Below are 20,751 nucleotides of genomic sequence, written 5' to 3'. Positions count from 1 at the left end.
TCAGTTTAGTGGTGGGTCGTGCGCGACTCGAACGCGCGACCAACGGATTAAAAGTCCGCTGCTCTACCGACTGAGCTAACGACCCCCGACTGAAAGATGAAATTATGGCCTAATTCGAAGGAGCCGTCAAGCACTAAATGCAAAATAATCAGGAAAAAGGCGTTTTTCTTCAAAAAAGCTGAAAACAAGGCCTTGAGACAGGCCTACCCCAGCCCTTTCCCCGGTTTCAGAAACAAAATCTGAACATCTGCCCAAAGACATTGACTGCTGAAAATAGAAAATGCCTCCCGGTACTGGGGTCAGACCCCAATGCCGAAAGGCATTCAAAGACGATCAGACTCGTCTAGCGCTTAACGTGCACGCGAAATACGAACCTCGGCACCACGGCGTTTGACCTCCAGCCCTTCGGACGGCAGGATCTTCAATCCTTCCAGACCCTTGATGTAGCTGGAGCCCTGCATCTGCATGACGCGAATCTTGTTGCGCATCACAACCGGGCTGTGCTCGGGCATGCCAAACATCCAGACCTCATCGAGCAAACGGGCCGAGTTGAACTCGGAGGTGTGCTTGACCACCGGCCCCAGACACAACATATGCCCCTCACGGCCGAAGACCGGCAAACGATCCAGACCCACGGTCATTTTCAAGGTCGTGCCGCCTTCATAGCGCCAGCCTGTGCTCAGATCCCACCAGGCATCGCCCTCAGGCAGATAGACCTCAACATCCTGACCAGGCTGCAAGACAGGAGCCACCAGCAAGGCGGGCCCCAACAAGTACTGGGTATCCCACAAGCGAGCCTGGGCATCTGCCGGGAAGCTTTGAGCCATGGAGCGCTGCACCGGCAAGCCAGTACGCACGGCGTCTTCAATAATGCCCAATACATAAGGCACCAGACGGAAACGCCACTCCAGCCAATGAGCAACCTGAGCCTGGGTTTCTTCATCAAACGCATCAGGACGCAAGGCAGAAATGCCTTGCAGGCTGAAGTTCGCCGAGAAAACCGACATGGCCAACCAGCGCAGGTACAGCTCAGGTGTCATTTCGCTAGTCGATGCTGCTGCATTGCCCCAGCCATGAATCTGGATAGGCACGCCACTATTACCCGTAGCCAGGGCCGACTTCAAGGATTGCGTCAGACCTGCCCAGGTGTTTTCCACTTGTGGACCCAACTGCCAGGCAAAGCGCTGGGAAGATGGGCTCAAGTCGCGGCTGGCAACCACGCCTTCTTGCGGCGTCTTGTGACCGGCAACAGCGTCAAACAAGGCCTGACGCGCCAGCACAGGGTAAATCGCACGCAGCAAGGCGCCAGACTCGCCACCACGGCTGGTGATGGCATCAGGAATATCAAAACGGGCATTGCACAGCACGGCACCCAGACCATCATCAACCATCTGACGCTGGCGCTCGGTCCACATGCGGAACACGTCTTTGTGGGTCAGATCCAGCAAGCCGTAGTCACGGCCACCGCTCAGCTCGTCGCCAGGGAATACATAGGCGCAGCCGTCGTCATCATTGATAAGCAGCCAGCCGCGATCTTCCCATTCTTCAAACAGGCTGGTGCCGGCCAGTACACAAGGACGCGTCCAGGCGGCCAGCTGCAACTGATCATTCTGCAAGGCAGAGAAAGCCTCGCGAGGATCAGCCATGCGAGCGGCATCCCACTCCAGCGTGGGCTTGTCCTGCTGGAAGTCGTAAGGCTCGGGGGGCGGCAAGACGGCCACATCCAGCGCAATACCCTGCTCACGGCACTGATTGGCCAACTCACGCAAGGACGTCACATCCTGCGCCTGAGCGCCATCCAGCCACAAGCCCATGGGCGTGACACCAGGCTGACCAGCACGGCCCGTCAAGGCGGAGTACTGATTGATGATTTCGCTGGGATCGCCCAGGAACAGGAAGAAATCCAGTTCGGCAGCGTGCACGCGAGCGCGGTACGCATCGAGGTCTTGCTGACCCAGATCGTGCTCAACCCGCTCGAAGGTATTGATGTACAGCCCCCACCCTTGGGTGCTCCAGAGCAAGGGCAGGCTGCGGTCGTCCGGGCGATCGGTATCAACCGTTTCCTCGCGGCGGTCCAGCTCGCCCAAGGTTTCTCCCAGACCATACAAGGCATCTTCCTCGGCCAGGGCCAGATCCAGTTGCCAGCAGCTGTTGGGCTCTTGCTCCAGCGTCAAAGGTTGCGCCGCGCTGCTCAAGAGCAGTTGATCGCCGCGCCGGACCTCAAAGCGCCAGGGCTTGGACTGAATATGCAAGGCGACTTCGCCCTGCTCAATCCGCCAGCCGGAATCGGCTGTTTCCAGTTGAAATTCGCTGACCGCCTCGTGGCGGGCCAGCAGCATATCGCCCAAAGCCTTGGCACGGGTACTGAGCTTTTCGTTATCGAGCCGAGCAAGCGGCATACAGCGGAAACGAAAAACACCCGGCGCATGAGCTTCGATGCGCAGCGCAAAATCGGTTTCGACAAAAGCGAAATCGGCCTGGGCCGGTTTCGTCGTCAACAAACTCAGATGATTAAACAATTGTGTCACGTCGTCAGAGTGGAGCGAACGGCACGATGCTGATCGCAGGGTCACGCTCAAGATTACTTAACAAGGCCACTATTTTGACGTATTTGCGCTACAAAGGAAAATGTTGCTTCAAATTTCGCCGAAATAATTCGAAAAACAGGCCTTAGCGGGGTATTAAGGCTTGCTCCAAACGCCGCTCCAAAGGAATGGGCTCCTCCAGACAATAAGCGGCGAACAAGCTGGCTGCCAGCAGGCTCCAACTCAAACCACGTGAGCCGTAAGCCGCAGCCATAAACAAACCGGGCTGACCCGGCACAAAACCCATCACGGGCAAATGATCACTTAAGGCACAACGCCAACCGGCCCAGCCCTGTTCGGGTGTGTCCACCTTCCCAACGGGATTGGCCAGCATGGCAGAAACTTTTTCTATATTTTGCTGATGGCCCTGGCGACTGACCTGGGCAGATTCACCAAAACGCTCGTAGGTGCTACCGATGACTTGCCCCTGCGGGTCAACAGGCAGGATATATCCCTGGCCGCTTAAAGTCACTTCGCCACGCGTCAAAGCCTGTTTGACAGGCAAGTACGTTACCTGCCCGGCCAGGCGCTGCATCGCTGCCAGCCGTGGCATGGGATGCTGAGCCAGGAGCTCGTCGGGCAGCAGGCTCAGGCTTTGCGCTGCCGCGGCTATCACCACACGATTGCTGCTTTCCAGGCGCTCTCCTCGCTGATTGCAGACATCCCACACGCCCGGCTCCTGACCGGCCGTCAAGGACACGTGCTCAGGCAGACATTCAACCAAAGGGTGATTCAGCAGACAGGCAACCAATGCGCCCGGATCCACCACCATGCCTTGCGGAAAATACAGGCCCCCACCTTGCAGCGGCACCCCAGCCAGGGCCGAACCCTGCTCGCGATCCAACCACTGCACCCAATCCTGGTCCAAGGCCAAACGCTCCAGCGCCTGCTGAATATCGGCATCACTATTGCCTGCCTGACCAAACACCAGCGTCCCGACCCGACGCGGGCGGGCCGTTTCCGGCAAGGTTTTCCAGCCCCGCCAGGCATGCAGGACCGCATTGCGGCTCAAGCGGGCCAAGGGAGCATCATCCAGAGCGAATACAGGAGAGATGGCTGCCAGACGGTGACCTTGATGCGTGGCATCCAGGCCCTTGCTCAGCGCCGGGTCACAGACCAGCACAGGCACGCCTTTACGGGCCAACTCCCAGGCACAGGCCGCCCCCGCCAGACCCGCACCAATCACCACTACCCGCCCTTGCTGCGGCGGCAGGTTGCTACGGCGTCCCAGATGGGAGCGCAAGCGAGCGCGAATGGTGCACCACTTGCCCCCGGCACCGGGGACTTTTTCCACTTCAAACCCTACCGAGGCCAGATCACGGCGCACCTGCCCGGCACAACACCAGGAAGCCGCTGTCGCCCCCGGCGCGGCCGGACGCACCAGCTGCCCCAGGACCGAACGAGACCACATGGAAGGATTCCCACGGGGAGCAAAGCCATCCAGGTAAAACGCGTCTGCATGACATTGCAGTTCGCGCATCATGGTTTCGGCTTGCCCGAAGGCCAAGGTCAGCGTGACTCGCCCCTCGTCCAGCTCCAGTCTGTGTATGCCCGGCACCAGCATGGGCCAGGCGGCCAGCAACTCCTGGGCTTGGGGCTGCAACTCCTCGGGCAAACGAGCGTACAGAATCGCCAGATCCGCCTGACGGAAAGGATGGGCTTCTACCGAGACAAAATGCAGTCTCTGACTGCGTTCCGTATCCTGACGCCAGGCCTGCCAGGTCGCCAGAAAACTGGCTCCCAGTCCAAAGCCGGTTTCGCAAATCGTGAATTGAGATCGCCCCCGCCAACGCTCGGGCAGACCATTGCCTTGCAGAAACACCCGGCGAGCCTGCCCCAAAGGGCCATCTGCCGGGTGATAGCTATCCTGGTACACCGCACTGACAGGCACGCCGTGCTCATTGAATTCCAGAACGGCCGGGACCAGGGGCTCAAACGCAGAGGCAGCCATTAATTTTCCTGCCCATAACAACACTCACACACGGTCTAACCCCTTAAACTGGCCTTAATCAAACTGACACCAACAAACACGTACAATGAAAAGTCTCTGTTCCAGATTTTTTCTTTTTTAAAACCGGATTGCCATGCCATTGTCACGTTTACCGCTCAGCGCCTGCCTGGACGCTGCTGTTACTGCAGCCCATGCCGCCGCCGCTATTTTACAAGCCTATGCGTCGGACCGTAGCTCTCTGGTGATCAGCAACAAAATGCACAACGATCTGGTCTCGCAAGCCGATCACGAAGCCGAGCAGGCCTGCATCAGTGTGCTGATGGAACGTACCCCCGACATTGATATCGTGGCCGAGGAAAGCGGCGGCGTGAATACGGGCCGCCCCACCTGGTATATAGACCCGCTGGATGGCACTACCAATTTCCTGCACGGCATCCCGCACTATGCCGTCTCAGTCGCCCTGATTGCTCCTGCCGGTACCCAAATGGATAACGGCGTACTGACCCAGGACACCCCGGTCATTGCCGTGGTCTACGACCCCAACCGCGAAGAGCTGTTTACAGCCATGTACGGTGTGGGCGCCTGGTTGAATGGCAGCCGTATTCAGACATCTGCTGCGAAGACACTGGCGGATTCGGTCCTGGCCACAGGCTTTCCCTTCCGCGACTTCTCTTTTTCCGACCAGTACATGCCCAGCCTGAACACCGCCATTACAGGCAGCCGTGGCGTGCGCCGCATGGGTGCCGCCGCACTGGATCTGGCCTGGGTAGCTTGCGGTCGTTACGACGGTTACTGGGAAATGGGCCTGGCCCCTTGGGACGTTGCCGCTGGCACTTTGCTGGTGCGTGAAGCCAAGGGCGTGTGCCAGGACTTGTATCAGGAAGAGCCCTGGCCCGTCAGTGGTCACGTCTACGCAGGCAATGCCCACATTGCCAATGAGCTGCTGGGCATGGTGCGTCCTTCGCTGACACAGCGTCCGACCAAGCCCAAGCCTTAACGCCTTATTCGGGGCCAGTTGCCAAACTTCCTGCTCCGATCTTCATCGCTCGATAAAAAAGCGAGCCATTTAAAACGGCTCGCTTTTTTCATGCAGAGCAGGTTGCAGGCAAGGTTTAGCAATTTGCTGAATAATCGCCGCTTCCTCCAAACCTCCAAATCAAGCCTGCGCTTCAGGCTTGGCTTTCTCATCCCGCAGGACGCGGCGCAAGATCTTGCCCACATTGCTCTTGGGCAGTTCATCACGGAACTCAATAATACGGGGACGCTTGTACGCCGTCAGACGCTCCTTGCACCACTGCTTGATATCAGCTTCGGTCAAGGACGGATTACGCTTCACCACAAACAACTTGATGCTTTCACCGCTGTGTTCGCTAGGCACGCCCACCGCGGCTACTTCCAGCACATCAGGGTGAGCCGCAACCACGTCTTCAATTTCATTCGGATAGACGTTAAAGCCTGACACCAGAATCATGTCCTTCTTGCGATCCACCAGGCGAATCCGACCCTGCTGATCCATGACACCAATATCACCCGTCTTCAAGAATCCATTGGGCGTAAAGACATTGGCGGTTTCCTCTGGCTGGTTCCAGTAAGCCGACATGACCTGTGGCCCTTTGACTGCCACCTCGCCCTGTTCTCCCATAGCGACTGGCTGGCCTTGCTCATCCAGCAAGAGCACATCCGTAGACGGCAAGGGGAAGCCAATCGTGCCGCTGTATTCGCGTGAGTCCGTCGAGTTCACCGCCACCACCGGCGAGGTTTCTGACAAACCATAACCCTCGATCAAAGGGCAGCCCGTCACAGCCAGCCAACGCTCGGCCACGGCTTTTTGCAAAGCGGCACCACCGGCCAGACACAGCTTGAGCTGCGCAAACGGCAAGGTACGGAATTTCTCGTGATTCGCCAACGCATTGAACAAGGTATTCACAGCGGGAACGACCTCGGGCGGATTGCGTTTCCAGGCCTTGTACACCGAATTCAGATCACGCGGATTCATTACCAGCACCATATGCATGCCGGCATACATGGCGAACAGGCCGCAAACCGTCAGCGCAAAGATGTGATACAGCGGCAAGGCCACCATCATGGTGTAAGCCGGGCCTTTAAAGTCGCCCAAAGCGGGAAAGCCCACGGCCTCCACCTGCAAGACGTTTGCCATCAAATTGCGCTGACTCAGCATGGCGCCTTTAGGACGGCCCGTTGTGCCGCCCGTGTATTGCAACAGCGCCAGATCATCCGGTTTGGCGGGCTGACGGCTCAGGCTCAATTTGCTGCCCTGCTCCAGCACGGCCTCCAGACGCTGCGAACCCGGCAAGGAATAAGATGGCACCATGCGTTTCAAAAAACGCACGGCAAAATTCACCACACTGCCCTTGAGGCCCATCAGGTCGCCCACGGTACTCAATACCACGTGGGCAGGCTTCACATTGTCTGGAACTTGCTGCAGCACATGCGCAAAGGTTTCCAGAATCACAATAAGCTGGGCCTGGCTATCGGCCAGTTGAAACTCCAGCTCACGTTCGGTGTATTGAGGATTGGTGTTGACGCCCACCATGCCCGCTCGCATCGTACCCAGCAGGCAGATCAGGAAGGGCAAACCATTGGGCAGCATCAGCATCACACGGCTGCCACGCTCCAGGCCCTGTGCTTGCAACCAGGCCGCAAAGGCATCCGCGCTGCGATCCAGATGCTCATAGGAAATGTCATGCCCCATAAAGGTCAGCGCGGTCCTGTCCTTATGCTTTTTCATGGCGGCATCCAGACAATCGATCAAGGTCTGCTCGGCGCCTAACTGAATGTCATGGGGCACGGAGGCCGGATAATGCTCGAGCCAAGGTTTTTGCTGAGTATCCAAGGGCTTGTCACCTAATACGTGTTTATTTATGGTTAACTCTACTCTACTTTATTGTTCAAGCCCAAGGACAAGCCCGCATCATGAAGCTGTTTGATCCCATTTCCGCCTGGTCCCATGAAATTGCGGCCATCCGGCGTGATCTCCACACCTACCCCGAACTGGCTTTCGAGGAAACCCGGACAGCCGATCAGGTCGCGTCCTGGCTGGAGAAATGGGGCATTCCGGTGCATCGTGGCCTGGGCGTGACGGGTGTTGTCGGTATCCTGAAAGGTACGGGTGGCGAGGGGCCATCCGTGGGCTTGCGTGCCGATATGGATGCCCTGCCCATGCAGGAACTGAACGAGTTCGAACACAAAAGCCGTCACGACGGCAAGATGCATGCCTGTGGACACGATGGACATACCGCCATGCTGCTGGGCGCAGCGCGCTACCTGTCCGAGCACCGTGATTTTGCGGGCACCATCTATCTGATTTTCCAGCCTGCTGAAGAAGGCTTTGGCGGCGCACGCGAAATGATCAAGGACGGCTTGTTCACGCTGTTCCCCATGCAAGCCGTTTTTGGCCTGCATAACTGGCCCGGCATGCCTGCTGGCACCTTCGGCGTCTTGCCAGGCGGCATGATGGCCTCCAGCAATACCTTTGAAATTCGCATTGAAGGCAAAGGTGCCCACGGTGGCATGCCCCATCTGGGCGTGGACCCCATCATGGCGGCGGTACAACTGGCACAAAGCCTGCAAACCATTGTCAGCCGCAATGTGGACCCGCTAGAGCCCGTGGTGCTGAGCATTACCCAGATTCATGCCGGCTCGGCCGACAACGTCATCCCCAACGAAGCCGTCATGCGCGGCACGGTACGCACCTTTTCCACCGAAGCGCTGGATCTGGTCGAGACCCGCATGCGCGAACTGTGCGAGCAAAGCTGTGCCGCCCAGGGTTGCAAGGCCGAGTTCGACTTTGACCGCCGCTACCCTCCCACCATCAATAATCCCGAGCAAGCGGCCTTTTGCGCGCAAGTCATCCGGGAGCTGGTCGGCCCCGACAAGCTGCGACAGGACATCCGCCCCTCCATGGGTGCCGAAGATTTCTCCTTCATGCTGCAGGAAGTCCCCGGCTGCTATGTCTGGCTAGGCAACGGCGACGGCGACCATCGCAGCCAGGGCCACGGCATGGGTCCGTGCATGCTGCATAACGGCAGCTACGATTTCAACGACGCCCTGATCCCCATTGGAGCCAGCTACTGGGCCAAGTTGGCCCTGGACTGGCTGGCACAACACCGTTGATGCTTTAACAAATGTTTCATAGCGGGGCCAAAGCTTGCCGTTACAATGGCAGGTTCTATTGTTGACGGCGTGCGTTCCGCGCGACGGGCATCTGTCCCACCACCCTTTCTTCCAATACGGGAGTATTTGTGACTACTTCAAGCAACATCTCTTCGCTCCCGGACGGAGCCCCCACCCTGCGCGTCATGCCCATGCCCACAGACGCCAATATTCACGGTGACGTGTTTGGTGGCTGGATCATGTCCCAGGTGGACATTGCCGGAGCGATTCCTGCAACACGACGCGCCCAAGGCCGGGTTGCCACCATTTCCGTGAATGCCTTCACCTTCAAGCAGCCCGTGTTTGTAGGTGATTTGCTCAGTTTCTACACAGAAATCATTAAAACAGGCCGTACCTCCATTACGGTTTCAGTCGAGGTGTATGCCGAGCGCAAACGCCTGCAACTGGAAACGGTCAAGGTAACGGAAGCCACGCTTACCTATGTGGCCACCGATGACGAGCGCCGCAGCCGCCCGCTGCCCCCTCTCTAAGTATTCGTGACAGGCAGGCCTATGCAGGAAAACCTGGTACCCCCTACTTCGCCCAGTGACACTCCCAAGCCGCGCCGTCTGGAGCCCGAGGATGCGCAGCAGGCACTGTATCGCCTGAAAAACATCCTCAAGCGCCAGGAAGTGGTGGAGTCGCTGGCCCAGCGCCAGTTCGAGGACGACGACCGCTCCAACCTGCTTGAGGGCTTGATCCATCGCCAGCATGAGAGCGAGATCAAGTCCATCCTGAACGATCTGCACCCAGCTGACATTGCCTTCATTCTGGAGTCCTTGCCCGAGCTGGAACGCCAGGCCATCTGGCAGTTGGTGGATGCCGAGCACGATGCAGATGTGCTGCTGGAGGTAGCGGACTGGGCACGTGAATCGCTGATTCGCTCCATGGACGCTGCGGACCTGATCGCCGCCGCCGGCAATATGGATGCCGACGAAATTGCCGATCTGGTGCCTGATCTGCCGCCCGATGTGGTGGCCGCCGTCCAGCGCGGCCTGACAGACGAAGAGCGTGCGCAACTGATCGAAGCCATGGGCTACCCCGAAGATACAGTGGGTGCCATCATGGACTTTGACATGGTGCGCGTGCGCGAGGACGTGACCCTGGAAGTGGTCTTGCGTTACCTGCGTCGCTTGCAGGAGCTGCCCGACCACACTGACCAGATCTTTGTGGTGGATCGTGCCGACAAACTGCAAGGCACGCTGTCGCTGACCCGCATGCTGGTCAGTGAGCCTGAAACCCTGGTGTCCTCCGTCATGTCCACCGACTATCTGACACTGAACCCACTGGATTCGGACTCGGATGCAGCCGGGGCCTTTGAGCGTTATGACTTGGTGTCTGCTCCCGTGGTGGACGATATTGGCCGCCTGATTGGCCGAGTCACCATTGACGAAGTGGTGGACGTGCTGCAAGAGGACTCGGAAGAACAGGCCCTGTCTCGTGCCGGTCTGCAAGAGGACGACATTTTCTCGCCCATCCGTACGGCTATCCGCAACCGGGCCCCCTGGCTGCTGATCAACCTCTGTACGGCAGCAACGGCTTCCTTTATTGCCTCGCGCTTTGAGGACACCGTCAGCCACATCGTGATCCTGGCTTTCCTGATGTCGATTGTGGCCGGTATTGGCGGCAATTCCGGCAACCAGACCATGACCATGATTATTCGTGCCATTGCCACTGGCCGGGTCACGGGTTCCAACGTCATCCCGCTGATCAAGCGTGAACTGCTGGTGACCTTCCTGGTCGGAATCTGTGGCAGCGCGGTGACGGCTTTCTTTGCCTGGTTCATCTCCGGCTCGATCGCCATTGCCGCCGTGATGATGGCTGCCATGATCGGCAATATGCTGATTGGCGCGGCGCTGGGCGTCATGATCCCGATTCTGCGTGATCGCTTTGGTAATGACCCCGCTGTGGGCTCCTCGGTACTGCTGACCTTTGCGACGGACTCGCTGGGCTTCCTGCTGTTCCTGGGACTGGCGACGGTGTTCCTGCTATAAATCGCTCGCGGGCATGATTAAAAAAACCGGCTCCTGGCCGGTTTTTTTATGTCTGCCTCAAACTCAGACGCGAAGCATCTGATGCGAGCATCAAACTATCCTTCCAGGTAACTAAGACCGGGAGGACGACAGCCGGGCCTCTTCCAGAAACACCTCCAGACTCTCCTGCGTCCCCACAGCCTGAGCTCTTTGCAGAGACTCGGTCTGCGCTGTGTGCTCAAAGAAATTCAGCACGCCATTGGTCACTCTTGGTGCGATGCCTGCCAGCTCCAGCTGACGACGTACTTGCAAAACCTCGTCACGGCGGCGCACACCATGCACCAGATGGCTGCGCAAGCAGGACTCCATGAAGTCCTGCAAACCCCGCTGATTCAAATCCTCCAGTACTTCATACAGCTCGGCCCGCAAACCCATACGTTCAGCCAGCATCAGGTTTTCAATCCCCAATGCCTCCAGCCCCTTGGTCATCAGGCTGCGTAGCAGCTTCAAGCGCATCGCATCCCCGGCCTTCCCTGGCAGAATCCGCACAGGAGCGCCCTGAGCCTGCCAGAAGGCCGCTGCCCTGCCTGCCCCTTGTCCTGCTGCCAATAAGGCCGTCTGAGCGCCTGTAGAGGGCACAGAACCCATAATCGCCAGATCAGCCAGCTCGATTCCATGCTGTTGCGCCAGGGCGTCCATGCTTTCCATGTCCTGAGGCTCAGCCGTACACAAGTCCATGTACAGTGTTCCGGAGGACAAATGCGGCATGACGGCCTTGGCCACTACCTCTGCCTGTGTCCCCGTGACAGCCGACAACACCCCGTCCAGATCCTGCCAGCGCGCATCCGCCTGCGAACACAGCTGCGCCCCCAATTGCTGAGCCAGCTCACTGGCTGGGGCACTTTCCCGGCGCACCAGGATAAACGGCACCTGCACACCCGCCGACTTCAAGGCGGCACCATAAAAACGCGCGACTTCGCCCGCCCCGATCAGGGCAACTCGATGCAATAAAGGAGATGTTGTCATAGAGGAAATACACAGAGAAAACGATAAGCCGCAACCGGTAACACCAGGCTGCGCCTTGTAGCTTACAGGGAAAAATAACCCCGCATGACCGCAATATGCCCATTCCGAAATCAGTCCGCAGCAACAAAATGGGAATCCAAGAAAAAACCCCATGGGCCAGAGAGGCGCATGGGGCTTGCTGCTAACAGCCAGCAGGCTGGGCGGCTTGAGTCAAAATCAGCTCAAGCGTCCGTGGCACTGCTTGTATTTCTTGCCGCTGCCGCATGGGCAAGGATCGTTACGACCCACGCGTGGCACTTCACCCTTGGCTGCTTCATCCAGACCGGGATCTTCACCGCTCAGGGCAGCGTCGTAATCCGAATGATGGAAACGAACATTGGAGTTGGCGGGTGCTTCAACAGCCGCTTCCTCAACCTGCTCCGGTGTCTGAATGCGCACGGTCATCAGCACTTTGACCACTTCATCACGCACACGGTCCAGCATGTCGGAGAACAGCTCGAAAGCTTCGCGCTTGTATTCCTGTTTGGGGTCTTTCTGGGCGTAACCACGCAGATGAATACCCTGACGCAGGTGATCCAGAGCCTGCAAATGGCCACGCCATTGCGTATCAATGGACTGCAAGAGCACCGAACGCTCGAAGTTGCCCCAGTTAGGCTGGCCTACCATATCAATCTTGGCTTGCAGCAGACGCTGGGACTCATCGATAACGCGATCATGCAAATCATCGTCAGTCAGATTGGATTCTTTCTCCAGCATTTCAGCCAAAGGCAGCTCAATCTGGAAGGTGCTTTGCAAAGCAGTAGTCAGGCCAGGGATATCCCATTGCTCTTCCATCGTGTCTTGCGGCACGTATTCACGGAACAGACGGCTGACAGCCGCTTCACGCAGGCTGCTGATGGTGTCGGTAATATCAGCGGACTCCAGCACTTCGTTACGCTGGGCGTAGATCACCTTGCGCTGATCGTTGGCCACGTCGTCATACTGCAGCAGCTGTTTACGAATATCGAAGTTGCGGGCCTCGACCTTGCGCTGGGCCGACTCGATGGAACGAGTCACCATACGGGCTTCGATAGGCTCTCCTTCTGGCAAACGCAGACGCTCCATGATGGCGCGCACCCGGTCACCGGCGAAGATGCGCATCAGCGAATCTTCCAGCGACAGGTAGAAGCGCGAGGAACCTGGGTCACCCTGACGACCGGCACGACCACGCAACTGGTTGTCGATACGGCGGGACTCGTGACGCTCGGTACCAATAATGCGCAAACCACCCGCCTGTTTGACCTGCTGGTTCAAAGGCTCCCACGCGGCGCGGATAGCCTGGATCTTGGCTTCTTTCTGTTCGGCGCTCAGGGACTCGTCTTCACGAACCTGAGCAATCGGACGCTCGATGCTGCCACCCAACACAATATCGGTACCACGACCGGCCATATTGGTAGCGATGGTGACATGACCCGGCATACCAGCTTCAGCCACGATATCGGCTTCACGGGCGTGTTGCTTGGCGTTCAGCACCTCGTGCTTGACACCCGCGGCGTTCAGGCGTGTGGAGATCAGCTCGGAGTTTTCAATGCTGGTGGTACCCACCAGAACAGGCTGACCACGTTCGTGGCAGTCCTGGATGTCTTTCAGAATGGCGTTGAACTTCTCGTCATCGGTTTTAAAGACCTGGTCGTTCTGGTCCTTGCGGGCCAGCGGACGATTCGGTGGAATGATGACGGTTTCAAGGCTGTAGATTTCCTGAAATTCGTAGGCTTCCGTATCTGCTGTACCGGTCATGCCAGCCAGCTTGTCATACATACGGAAGTAGTTCTGGAAGGTAATCGACGCCAGGGTCTGGTTTTCGTTCTGGATGCGAACGCCTTCCTTGGCTTCCACGGCCTGATGCAAGCCATCGGACCAGCGGCGACCGGCCATCAAACGGCCCGTGAACTCGTCCACGATCACCACTTCACCGTCCTGAACCACGTATTGCTGATCGCGGAAGAACAGGTTGTGGGCGCGCAGAGCGACCATCAGGTGATGCATCAGGGAAATGTGACGTGGCTCGTACAGCGACTCGCCTTCGGGCAGCAGACCGATTTCGGTCAGGATCTGCTCGGCACGTTCGTGACCGGCTTCGGAAATATGAACCTGCTGGCCCTTTTCATCGACCCAGAAGTCGCCTTCGGGCTCGGGCTCGTGGGGACGAGGCTCTTGCGTCATGCGGGTCAGCATGGGCGGGACCACGTTCATGCGCACGTACAGCTCGGTATTGTCTTCGGCCTGGCCGGAGATGATCAGCGGTGTACGGGCTTCGTCAATCAGGATGGAGTCAACTTCGTCGACAATCGCGTAGGACAAACCGCGCTGGCGGCGATCCTCGGCGCGGTATTCCATATTGTCGCGCAGGTAGTCAAAACCAAATTCGTTATTGGTACCGTAGGTAATGTCGGCCTGGTAGGCAGCAATCTTCTCGGCATTGTCTTGCTGGGGAACTACGACGCCCACGCTCAGACCCAGGAAGTTGTACAGACGACCCATCCAGTTCGCATCGCGTCGTGCCAGGTAATCGTTGACGGTCACCACGTGCACGCCCTTGCCGGACAGTGCATTCAGGTACACGGCCAGGGTTGCGGTCAGGGTCTTGCCCTCACCCGTACGCATTTCGGAAATCTTGCCATTGTGCAAAGCAATGGCACCGAGCATCTGCACGTCAAAGTGGCGCATGCCAAACACACGGATACCCGCTTCGCGCACGACGGCAAACGCCTCGGGCAAGAGCGAGTTAAGCGAGGCGCCATCCTGAACACGTTGGCGCAGCTCCTGCGTCTTGGCTGCCAAGGCCTCATCGCTCAGGCCCTGAATAGTAGGCTCTAGAGCATTAATCTGGGCGACCTGCTTACGGTACTGTTTGAGCAGTCGGTCGTTACGACTGCCAATAAGCTTTTTCAGCAATGAAACCATTCTTGTGTCGTCAATGTAGGCGAGGCCGCAAGGGCTTGAATCTGTGCCTCGAGCCTATCTCTGGTTAAAAGGGATGCGCAAGCAAACAATCAGTTTAACGCACATGCTGCAAGACGGAACTACTTGTCCGAATCCAATTGCGCGACTTGCTGCTCTACGTACTCACGCGCCGGCAGAAAAAGCTTGGGATCCAGGGCATGTCCGGCCATACGCACTTCAAAGTGCAGGTGTGAGCCTGTGGACTGGCCAGTAGATCCAACACGGGCGATCAACTGCCCTTTTTCTACTACGTCGCCTAATTTAACAACGATTGATGACGCATGGGCGTATCGCGTGCTCATGCCATTGCCGTGATTGATTTCCACCAGCTTGCCGTAGCCTGTCATATAGCGGGCTTCGGACACGACCCCGCCAGAGGCCGCATAAATAGGCGTGCCCTTGGGAGCCGGGAAATCCAGCCCCTCGTGCAGGGCGTGGCGACCCGAAATCGGATGACGACGCCAGCCAAAGGAGGAAGCTACCTCGTCATAATCCACCGGACGGTAATTGGGCAAGCGGGCTTCGTTGCCGGTGCGCTCGGTCAGCACCGTATCCAGCATCTGGAACCAGTCCTGCTGCTCGGACATCTGTTTGGCCAGATTATCCAGCTGCTCGCCCAAACGGTCGGCGTTCCAGACCAGGTCAGCGCCATCCATGCTGTCCATGACGGCCAGATCCTGCACGGGCATGGCACCGGCCAGCTCCGGATCGGTATACTCGATCCCGGCAGCCTTGGCCACACGCTTGCTGACACCATCCATCTCGATCAGCTTGGCCTGCAAACCGCCGACTTTCTCAGCCAGGCGGGTAACGTTGTCCTGCATGGCGGCGGCCTGGCTTTGAGCCATATCCGCATCCAGCGACACACCGCTGCGTTCACCCCAGTGCGACTGCACCAGAGCTCCCGCCGCTGCGGAAACGCCCAGCGACACCAAGGCCACCAGGGCGATCACCGTACGGCGGACCCCTTTGGCTTTGGCATCTAAGGACGTATAGTCTTTATGTTGATCCACTCTCGTATAACCTCGAACATGTCCTGGAAGCCTCCTTTTTCCTCATCCGCGCCAAAACGCAGTAGCGGGCAAAGCCACGCTTTGGGTTGGCTGGCCAGCGACCAGCAAGGTTCCCAGGTACTGGAAATGGCCCGGCAGCTGATGGCGGCTCAGACCCATGTAAGCAAAGCCTTGCCACCTGCTTTGGGCAAGGCTTGTAAAGTAGCCCGTATAGACAGACAGCAATTGACGCTGGCAGTTCCCAGCGCGGCGCATGCGGCCAAGCTGCGCCAGCTTTTGCCCACTGTCACACGGCAGATGAATGCCGCTGGCTGGAACATTAGCGAGGCGCTGGTGCACGTGCAAGCCCATTTGTTTGCAAGCGTGACAGAAAAGCCCGCACGCCAGGTACAAGTCCTGGACGAACGGGCCTTGGAATCATTCGAAAAGCTGCATGACTCATTGCCGCAAGGTCCCTTGGCGCAAGCCATCGAACGCTTGTTGCGTCATCATCGCGGCTAAACAAAGCACCAAGATCGGAACCCTAGGCAAGGATCAAGCGAATTTCCACTCGCTGGAAAATGCATGGGGTGCACTGGCAGCAGACTCGAAAGTCACCAGTTCCCAGCTATCCTGGGCGGCGAGCAAGGCGCGCGCCAACTGGTTGTTCAAACCATGGCCGGATTTGCACGCCACATAGCGCGCAATCAGGGGGTGGCCAATCAGGTACAAGTCGCCAATGGCATCAAGAATCTTGTGCTTGACGAACTCGTCCTCGTAACGCAGACCGTCGCTGTTCAGAACGCGGTACTCGTCCATGACGATGGCATTGTCCAAACTGCCGCCACGGGCCAGACCAGCCGCACGCAAGGCTTCCACTTCGCTGGCGAACCCGAAAGTGCGCGCACGCGAAATGGTCTTCACGTACGAGTCGTGCGCAAAATCCACCTCGGCAAAATTGGCCGTTGCATCAATGGCCGGGTGGTGAAAATCGATGGAAAACTGAAGGGCAAAGCCTTCATAGGGCTCCAGACGGGCCCATTTAATGTCCTGTCCCTCGCCTTCAGAAACTTCGATGGGCTTGAGGACACGCAAAAACTTCTTGGCAGCTTCCTGCTCTTGCAAGCCTGCCGAGCGCAACAAGTACACAAACGTACCGGCACTGCCATCCATGATGGGTACTTCTTCAGCTGTCAGGTCCACGTGCAGATTATCAATGCCCAGGCCAGCGATGGCCGACATCAGATGCTCTACGGTCGACACCCGAACATTGTCCTTGATCAGCACAGAAGCCATACGCGTACCACCGACCTTGTCTGCCTGCGCGGGCAAATCCACGATTTCGGGCAGATCGATACGGTGAAACACAATACCCGTGTCAGGCGCAGCAGGGCGCAGTGTCAGTTCGACACGACGACCAGAGTGCAAGCCGACTCCTTTGGTACTGATGACATTCTTGATGGTGCGCTGACGAAGCATAGCTGTTCTTGTACTTGTAAAGTGTTGTTCGCAAAGACTATTGTAACCGTAATACGGGTTATCCACTATAGGCTTTCTTCAAGCATACGTCATTGTCAAGCGTCAAACACCAGAGCACGACAAAGCACTTACACCCCCTGAGCTCGAGCGCCCAGGGGGAGTCGTGGGAGAAATCAAATTGGCGACTCGGGTAATCGCCGAACCTGATTTTTAATCAGCCTGCTTGCGCAAGAACGCCGGAATATCGAAGTGATCCATACCGGCTGTCTCCAGAGCACGCACCTGAGCCGAAGCCTGGCTGCGTGGGTTGCGGATGACGGCAGGCACGTCGGCATTGGCGTAATCAGCGCCGATGACAGGCATGTTGTCCGTACCTGTACGTAACACTTCTTCGTTGTTTTGTACCAACTGTGGGCGCGCTTGCTTGCGACCCAGGCCGGTAGCCACAACGGTCACGCGCAGGCTGTCGCCCATGGACTCATCGTAAGCGGTACCAAAGATAACGGTGGCGTCTTCTGCAGCGTAGCCACGGATGGTGTCCATGATTTCGCGCGTTTCGCGCATCTTCAGGGACGAGGAGGACGTAATGTTCACCAGCATGCCGCGGGCACCGTGCAGGTCCACACCTTCCAGCAATGGGCAAGCGATGGCACGCTCGGCCGCTTCACGAGCGCGGTTCGAGCCAGAAGCCACAGCCGTACCCATCATGGCCTGACCTTGCTCGCCCATGATGGTTTTCACGTCTTCAAAGTCGACGTTCACGTTACCTTCAACATTGATGATCTCGGCAATACCGGCGCAGGCATTGTGCAAGACATCGTCAGCTGCCTTGAAGCAATCGGACTGCGTTGCGTCCTCATCCATCAAGTCATACAGGTTTTCATTCAATACAACGATCAGGGAGTGAACGTGCTTGCTCAGCTCCTCGATCCCTTCTTCGGCCATGCGCAAACGGCGATTGCCTTCAAAGGAGAAAGGTTTGGTGACTACGCCCACGGTCAAAATGCCCAATTCCTTGGCCACTTCGGCAACAACGGGGCTGGCACCCGTACCGGTGCCACCGCCCATACCGGCCGTGATGAACACCATATTGGCGCCGTTCAAAGCTGCACGAATTTCTTCGCGAGCCGTTTCAGCAGCCGCACGGCCTTGGTCAGGCTTGGCACCGGCGCCCAGGCCGCTGCGGCCCAGACGGATCTGGATAGGTGCATCGCTGCTGGCCAGAGCCTGCGAGTCGGTATTGGCGCAGATGAAATCAACGCCCTGAACACCAGAATTGATCATATGCATCACAGCGTTACCGCCTGCGCCGCCCACACCCACGACCTTGATGACCGTGCCGCTACCGCTGGTATCTAACATTTCAAAGTTCATCATGATTGACTCCCACTCAAACACTTAATTAGTCAAGTTTCTACGTACTTCCCCGATACAACTGAAATTTGGAATCAGCTCAAAACATCTGCCAACCAAAGGGTTCGCACCCGGTTTGAACTGCCTCCTGGACAGCCCTTTCAGGCTGCCCGACCTGAGCGTCTTGCAACGCCCTTAATTCATGAACCATTCCTTCATGCGTGCCATCAGACCTTTGACACTGCCTTTTTGCTGGGCCACTTTGCGGCCACGAGCGCTTTGCAGGCGAGCTTCGGTCAACAGACCCATCACCGTCGAAAAACGGGGGTTGCGCATCACATCAGCCAGGCTGCCTTCGTAGCTGGGCACCGCGATACGCACCGGTTTCAGGAACACGTCCTCGGCCAGTTCCACGATGCCCGGCAACATGGCCGTCCCACCGGTCAGCACCACACCCGAGGACAACAAATCTTCGTAGCCCGATTCGCGCAGGCTTTGCTGCACGAAAGTAAACAGCTCTTCCACACGCGGCTCGATCACGGCACCCAAAGCCTGGCGCTTGACCTGACGGTTGGGGCGGTCACCCAGGCCGGGCACTTCAATCATTTCTTCCGGATGGGCCAGCGATTGCTTGGCCACCCCAAAGCGCAGCTTGATCTCTTCCGCATCCGGCGTAGGGGTGCGCAACATGGCGGCGATATCGCTGGTGATCTGGTCGCCGGCAATCGGGATCACGTCGGTATGACGGATAGCACCGCCGGTGTAGATGGCGATGTCGGTCGTACCGCCGCCAATATCCACTAGCACCACGCCCAGCTCCTTCTCGTCCGCGGTCAGGCAGGACAGGCTGGAGGCCAAAGGCTGCAAAATCAGGTCCTGCACTTCCAGACCGCAACGACGCACGCATTTCACGATGTTCTGCGCTGCGCTGACCGCACCGGTCACAATGTGCACCCGCACTTCCAGGCGCAGACCGCTCATGCCAATGGGCTCGCGAATGTCTTCTTGCGAATCCACAATGAATTCCTGCGTCAGCACGTGCAGCACTTGCTGGTCGGTGGGGATGTTCACGGCCTTGGCCGTTTCGATCACGCGCGCCACATCGGTTGCCGTCACTTCCTTGTCTTTCACCGCCACCATACCGCTGGAGTTGAAGCTGGTGATGTGGCTGCCTGCAATGCCGGTGTAGACCTCACGGATCTTGCAATCGGCCATCAGCTCCGCCTCTTCCAGAGCGCGCTGGATGGAATTGACCGTCGTCTCGATATTGACGACCACCCCTTTGCGCATGCCCTGGGATTCATGCTGGCCCAGACCAAGCACTTCAAACCGGCCTTCCGGCAGCACTTCGGCCACCACCGCAACCACTTTGCTGGTGCCGATGTCCAATGCAACGATCAGGTCTTTGATGTCACGAGTCATATGTTCTTTACTTCACAGGGGTAGATGAAACCGGAGCCAGCGTTATCGCAAAGCCATTCGGGTAACGTAAATCGGCACTTTGCAAAGCACGGTCGCCAAGCCGTTGCATCAAGGCAGGCCAGGCCTGCACAAATCGTTCAACACGTACCGCAAAGGGCAATGCACCCTTGCGACCGTGCGGATCAGCAATATCCGCAGCTGGGTCTCGGCCCAGGCTCAACTGCATTCCGTTAGACAAGACCACATCCCAGGCATAGCGCGGGCTCAAGGTCACTTCGCTGACCTGCACATCCAGAGGGCCAAACCAGCGTGCCAGCTCGGCATACCGTTGCACCACCAGACGCTCCGAATTCGGAGGGCCGCTGAGCTGGGGCAAATCCACGTCATCCGGCACCACCGCCTTGTTGGCCGAAAATGACTCACCCCAGGTGTTAATCATCTCGTCTTCATTCCAGTAGGCCAGCGGCTGCTGTTCTTCAATCCGTACCGACAGGCTGTTGGGCCAGACGCGGCGAATTTGCGCGCGTCGTACCCAGGGAGCCGTTTCAATCAAGGCGCGGGACTGGTCCAGATCCACTGTGAAGAAGTTGCCCTGCAGGCGACCGGCAATTGTGGCTTTCACCCCTTCAGGAGTCACATAGGCCAGAGGCTCGCCCTGCGAGGACTCAATCTGAATGCGCTCGATATTGAAGTACGGACGACGCACCGCCCAAACCACAACACCGATCACCAATGCCGATACCGCTAGCAAAGCCAGCGTATTAGCGATCAGGTTGGTCAGACGGGCATCGGAAAACATGAATCAGGCTCCACGT

15 protein-coding genes and 1 tRNA gene are annotated in these 20,751 nt (G+C 57.8%); 5 read left to right on the top strand and 11 right to left on the bottom strand.

Features of this window, described 5'->3' with window-relative positions; translation table 11 throughout:
• Positions 1–9: 9 nt before the first annotated feature.
• From Q9R35_RS07290 to mnmC, 3 genes are all read right to left on the bottom strand, one after another.
• A tRNA-Lys gene (locus Q9R35_RS07290) sits at positions 10–85 on the bottom strand.
• A 265-nt stretch (positions 86–350) separates the two neighbouring features.
• On the bottom strand, positions 351–2,519 hold the full coding sequence (locus tag Q9R35_RS07285; RefSeq protein WP_311219594.1) for a glycoside hydrolase family 31 protein: 2,169 nt from the start codon (positions 2,517–2,519) through the stop codon (positions 351–353).
• 151 nt (positions 2,520–2,670) lie between these two features.
• Positions 2,671–4,536 (bottom strand): FAD-dependent 5-carboxymethylaminomethyl-2-thiouridine(34) oxidoreductase MnmC, encoded by a 1,866-nt coding sequence (gene mnmC / locus Q9R35_RS07280; protein ID WP_311219593.1) that lies wholly within the window; start codon positions 4,534–4,536, stop codon positions 2,671–2,673.
• Positions 4,537–4,669: 133 nt separating this feature from the next.
• Between mnmC and Q9R35_RS07275 the strand changes: the two genes are divergently transcribed.
• Entirely contained in the window at positions 4,670–5,533 is an 864-nt protein-coding gene (locus Q9R35_RS07275; protein ID WP_086068990.1) for an inositol monophosphatase family protein, read from the top strand.
• Between the two features lie 159 nt (positions 5,534–5,692).
• Here Q9R35_RS07275 and Q9R35_RS07270 read toward each other — a convergent pair whose 3' ends face one another.
• The gene (locus Q9R35_RS07270; RefSeq protein WP_063688514.1) at positions 5,693–7,390 is read right to left on the bottom strand and encodes an AMP-binding protein; all 1,698 of its coding nucleotides are present in this window, start codon (positions 7,388–7,390) and stop codon (positions 5,693–5,695) included.
• Between the two features lie 80 nt (positions 7,391–7,470).
• Between Q9R35_RS07270 and Q9R35_RS07265 the strand changes: the two genes are divergently transcribed.
• The 3 genes from Q9R35_RS07265 to mgtE all read left to right on the top strand — a co-directional run bounded on the left by Q9R35_RS07265 (position 7,471) and on the right by mgtE (position 10,703).
• Complete coding sequence (locus Q9R35_RS07265; protein ID WP_063688516.1) at positions 7,471–8,670, top strand: M20 aminoacylase family protein; 1,200 nt, start codon at positions 7,471–7,473, stop codon at positions 8,668–8,670.
• 185 nt (positions 8,671–8,855) lie between these two features.
• Positions 8,856–9,200, top strand: a complete 345-nt coding sequence (locus tag Q9R35_RS07260; protein ID WP_003803527.1) for an acyl-CoA thioesterase — start codon at positions 8,856–8,858, stop codon at positions 9,198–9,200.
• Between the two features lie 21 nt (positions 9,201–9,221).
• Positions 9,222–10,703, top strand: coding sequence for a magnesium transporter (gene mgtE / locus Q9R35_RS07255; protein WP_042483470.1), 1,482 nt, complete (start codon positions 9,222–9,224; stop codon positions 10,701–10,703).
• Between the two features lie 111 nt (positions 10,704–10,814).
• Here the strand turns inward: mgtE and Q9R35_RS07250 are convergent, their stop codons facing one another.
• The 3 genes from Q9R35_RS07250 to Q9R35_RS07240 form a co-directional block, all read right to left on the bottom strand.
• A complete protein-coding gene (locus tag Q9R35_RS07250) occupies positions 10,815–11,708 on the bottom strand; it encodes an NAD(P)-binding domain-containing protein (RefSeq protein ID WP_311219592.1) in 894 nt (297 codons plus the stop codon).
• 216 nt (positions 11,709–11,924) lie between these two features.
• Positions 11,925–14,651 carry a preprotein translocase subunit SecA gene (secA, locus tag Q9R35_RS07245; protein WP_311219591.1) on the bottom strand — a complete coding sequence of 909 codons (2,727 nt, stop codon included), beginning with the start codon at positions 14,649–14,651 and terminating at the stop codon, positions 11,925–11,927.
• Between the two features lie 119 nt (positions 14,652–14,770).
• Positions 14,771–15,703 (bottom strand): M23 family metallopeptidase, encoded by a 933-nt coding sequence (locus Q9R35_RS07240; RefSeq protein WP_042483466.1) that lies wholly within the window; start codon positions 15,701–15,703, stop codon positions 14,771–14,773.
• A gap of 18 nt (positions 15,704–15,721) precedes the next feature.
• Between Q9R35_RS07240 and Q9R35_RS07235 the strand changes: the two genes are divergently transcribed.
• Positions 15,722–16,204: a DciA family protein gene (locus Q9R35_RS07235; protein WP_042483463.1), complete on the top strand. Its 483-nt coding sequence runs from the start codon at positions 15,722–15,724 to the stop codon at positions 16,202–16,204.
• 33 nt (positions 16,205–16,237) lie between these two features.
• Here the strand turns inward: Q9R35_RS07235 and lpxC are convergent, their stop codons facing one another.
• The 4 genes from lpxC to Q9R35_RS07215 all read right to left on the bottom strand — a co-directional run bounded on the left by lpxC (position 16,238) and on the right by Q9R35_RS07215 (position 20,735).
• Entirely contained in the window at positions 16,238–17,161 is a 924-nt protein-coding gene (lpxC, locus tag Q9R35_RS07230; RefSeq protein WP_026485180.1) for a UDP-3-O-acyl-N-acetylglucosamine deacetylase, read from the bottom strand.
• Positions 17,162–17,371: 210 nt separating this feature from the next.
• Positions 17,372–18,538, bottom strand: coding sequence for a cell division protein FtsZ (gene ftsZ / locus Q9R35_RS07225; RefSeq protein ID WP_042483457.1), 1,167 nt, complete (start codon positions 18,536–18,538; stop codon positions 17,372–17,374).
• A gap of 171 nt (positions 18,539–18,709) precedes the next feature.
• A complete protein-coding gene (gene ftsA, locus Q9R35_RS07220) occupies positions 18,710–19,936 on the bottom strand; it encodes a cell division protein FtsA (RefSeq protein ID WP_009455039.1) in 1,227 nt (408 codons plus the stop codon).
• 7 nt (positions 19,937–19,943) lie between these two features.
• Positions 19,944–20,735: a cell division protein FtsQ/DivIB gene (locus tag Q9R35_RS07215; protein WP_042483453.1), complete on the bottom strand. Its 792-nt coding sequence runs from the start codon at positions 20,733–20,735 to the stop codon at positions 19,944–19,946.
• Positions 20,736–20,751 lie beyond the last annotated feature (16 nt).

The sequence above is a fragment of the Alcaligenes sp. AB3 genome, assembly GCF_031844565.1.
In the GTDB taxonomy this organism is placed as follows: domain Bacteria; phylum Pseudomonadota; class Gammaproteobacteria; order Burkholderiales; family Burkholderiaceae_B; genus Alcaligenes; species Alcaligenes faecalis.
This window is presented reverse-complemented; position numbering and strand designations above follow the sequence as displayed.

What these genes read in the sequence shown, in the direction of transcription:
- Q9R35_RS07235 (WP_042483463.1), top strand. Translation starts at nt 15,722, where the DNA reads ATGTCCTGGAAGCCTCCTTTTTCCTCATCCGCGCCAAAACGCAGTAGC.
- mnmC (WP_311219593.1), bottom strand. Translation starts at nt 4,536, where the DNA reads ATGGCTGCCTCTGCGTTTGAGCCCCTGGTCCCGGCCGTTCTGGAATTC.
- ftsA (WP_009455039.1), bottom strand. Translation starts at nt 19,936, where the DNA reads ATGACTCGTGACATCAAAGACCTGATCGTTGCATTGGACATCGGCACC.
- Q9R35_RS07250 (WP_311219592.1), bottom strand. Translation starts at nt 11,708, where the DNA reads ATGACAACATCTCCTTTATTGCATCGAGTTGCCCTGATCGGGGCGGGC.
- mgtE (WP_042483470.1), top strand. Translation starts at nt 9,222, where the DNA reads ATGCAGGAAAACCTGGTACCCCCTACTTCGCCCAGTGACACTCCCAAG.
- lpxC (WP_026485180.1), bottom strand. Translation starts at nt 17,161, where the DNA reads ATGCTTCGTCAGCGCACCATCAAGAATGTCATCAGTACCAAAGGAGTC.
- ftsZ (WP_042483457.1), bottom strand. Translation starts at nt 18,538, where the DNA reads ATGATGAACTTTGAAATGTTAGATACCAGCGGTAGCGGCACGGTCATC.
- Q9R35_RS07260 (WP_003803527.1), top strand. Translation starts at nt 8,856, where the DNA reads ATGCCCATGCCCACAGACGCCAATATTCACGGTGACGTGTTTGGTGGC.
- Q9R35_RS07265 (WP_063688516.1), top strand. Translation starts at nt 7,471, where the DNA reads ATGAAGCTGTTTGATCCCATTTCCGCCTGGTCCCATGAAATTGCGGCC.
- Q9R35_RS07275 (WP_086068990.1), top strand. Translation starts at nt 4,670, where the DNA reads ATGCCATTGTCACGTTTACCGCTCAGCGCCTGCCTGGACGCTGCTGTT.
- Q9R35_RS07215 (WP_042483453.1), bottom strand. Translation starts at nt 20,735, where the DNA reads ATGTTTTCCGATGCCCGTCTGACCAACCTGATCGCTAATACGCTGGCT.
- secA (WP_311219591.1), bottom strand. Translation starts at nt 14,651, where the DNA reads ATGGTTTCATTGCTGAAAAAGCTTATTGGCAGTCGTAACGACCGACTG.